Source organism: Spirillospora sp. NPDC046719 (assembly GCF_040645715.1).
In the GTDB taxonomy this organism is placed as follows: domain Bacteria; phylum Actinomycetota; class Actinomycetes; order Streptosporangiales; family Streptosporangiaceae; genus Spirillospora.
Map to the genome: position 1 here is coordinate 1 of NZ_JBEYYT010000844.1, position 1828 is coordinate 1828.

At 69.5% G+C, this 1828-nt stretch carries 1 protein-coding gene; it reads right to left on the reverse strand.

Translation table 11 applies throughout. The features are described 5' to 3' along the window. Nucleotides 1–553: 553 nt before the first annotated feature. The coding region (locus tag ABZ914_RS50855; RefSeq protein WP_500201751.1) for an HNH endonuclease signature motif containing protein at nt 554–1828 on the reverse strand (1275 nt) is incomplete at its 5' end.

The following is a 1828-nucleotide window of genomic DNA, read 5'->3' on the forward strand; positions in this document are numbered from 1 at the left end:
CCACCCTTGACTTTGGAGCCTCTGCGGCCCCTAGGCAGGTGTTGGGGGCAGGCTCCGCCTGCCCCGCCCCCGGGTCGCGCCACCCCACCACCCCCTTCCGTCAGGTGCGAAATCCCCTGCTGCGTGATGCGAAGGGGAGCAAAGGGTTCGAAGGGCAACACCTGATCGGTAGCGAGCCGCCTCCGATGCGGCGTGGGCGGCTGTTCTGGCATTACGGGCCGTGGAGTGTTGGCATGGCCCGGCCATGGGGCAGGCTGGCTCGCCCGTCGCGGGGATGGCTGCGGGCGGAGCGGCGCAGGGGCGGCTGGGTGTGGTGTTGCTGGGGGTGGACGGTGACGCGGTCCAGTCCAAGGGCAGTGTGGGCGGGCCCGGTCTGGTGCGGCGTAGTGGCCGGTTGGGGCGGTCTCCGAAGGGCCGTCTGGTGGTGGGGCATGCGCGGCCGGTGTGAGGCGATCGCCTGTGGTGTGGGCATGCCGGGGCCGCCCGTCATCAGTGTGGATGCGGGCGGACCGGCGCTAGGCATGGCCGTGTGCAGTGTTGCGGTGGTGGGCGGTTATGCGGCCCAGTCGAGGGCCGAGTCGGGTGGACCGATGCTGCCTGGTGGTCCGGCCCCGGTTGCTGATCCTCTGGCGTCGGCTGGTGGGAGTAGTCGGTAGACGTATCGCCCGTCCTGATCCTTGGTGATCTGGATCTGGTCAGGGTTGGTGTGCTTGAAGCGGTTGTGCCATCCGCAGGTGAGTGCGAGCTGATCGATGTCGGTAGGCGATCGTCCGAGTGCCCAGCCGTGGACGTGGTCGACCTCGCACAGCGTGCCGGGGACTTCGCAGCCGCGTACCGCGCAGGAGGAGTAGAGCGTCTCCAGGACTTGGCGTTGTGCTGCGGAGGCGAATCGTTCCCGGTAGCCCAGGTAGAGCGGGGTGTTTCCGCGTCCGAGCAGGAGGGGTGAGACTCCGGCGGCCAGGGCGATGCGGCGGGCCTGGGCGGCTGGGATGGGGGTGCCGTCGGTGAGGCGGGCGGGGGCGTTGCCTCCGGTCAGCGTCTCCAGGTCGCAGATGACGGTGACCTTGGATGCCTTGTGGCCACCCGACAGGACGCTGGAGAGGGCGGCTGCGGTGCGTTCGGGGAGGTCGCGGCGGTCGTCTGGTCCGGCCGGCTTGGCCAGCGGGGCGAGGGTGCCGTCCCAGATGGCGGCGTCTTCGGGGTTCAGCCAGCCTTTGATGTAGCGGCCGCCGTCCAGGGATCGGGTGGTGGTGAGCCAGGACTTGTCGTAGCCGCGCTTGGTGTCCTCGTCGGGGGCGTCTTCTGTGTCGTCGCGTTCGGCGATGAGGTCGCGGATGCGGCGCCCGAACGCGGCTACCTTCCCGGCCGAGAAGCCCTGATCGACGAAGCCCAGCAGCGTCGCCTCGGCCTCGGCGCAGTCGGTGTCGTCGAGGCGGGCGACCGAGTCGGCGATGGTGACGGCGTAGCCGTGGGGCAGGTCCCCGGCGGCGAGGCGCTCGGTCACCTGCGGGAGGCGGTGACGCTGCCGGGCAAGAGTGAGGCGCTCCTTGGCTCGGCTGTCGCGCATGCCCAGCCGAGATCGCAGCCACGCCTGTGTGGAGGGATATCCCCACCGGGCCTGCTCTCCGCAGGCGTCGACTCGGCCGATGAATCCGGCGAGCGCGCTTTCCTGCATATCGGACGCGGCCACAATTGTTTCGGTGAGATCTAGGCATGCGGCCGCTGATTCGGGGGCTTCTCGCGATGCGAGTTCAGTGGCGATGGTTGAGAGCGCGTTCACCAGTTCCATGGTGGACGCGGCCCCAAGCTCGACCGTCACTGATTGCAT